At 36.2% G+C, this 345-nt stretch carries 1 pseudogene; it reads left to right on the top strand.

From position 1 onward, the window contains the following. Nucleotides 1–313 (top strand): annotated as a pseudogene (locus tag DBR11_RS30410) (hypothetical protein); the annotation flags it as partial. Nucleotides 314–345 lie beyond the last annotated feature (32 nt).

Raw genomic sequence — 345 nt, 5'->3', positions numbered from 1 at the left:
CTATCAAAAAGTATTAAAAGCAACAGATCTGCTGGACAACTATAAAGAAACCGTAGACCTGAGTAAGGAAAAAAGTCAACGTAACTTCATGACTGACGAATTTAATTTTTTCCTGGAAGATGAGAATTTCCTCGAGCCTGCAGTTACATCAGACGAAACCCCCGATCAATACACCGCTGATAAAGCTTTTTACGAAGAACTGAAACGCTCCAATCTTAACGGTTTTAAATATAGGATCAGTAAAGAAACCAAAGTGTATATAGCCTGGTCTGCCTTGGAAAAAAAGGTAAAAATATATTACAAATGCTGCTAAATCAGCAAAGCTTAGTGTAAGCAATCTTAAAG

This window comes from Pedobacter sp. HMWF019 (genome assembly GCF_003061025.1).
Lineage (GTDB): Bacteria > Bacteroidota > Bacteroidia > Sphingobacteriales > Sphingobacteriaceae > Pedobacter.
The sequence above is the reverse complement of the archived record's forward strand: the minus strand, read 5'-3'. Positions and strand labels throughout refer to the sequence as shown.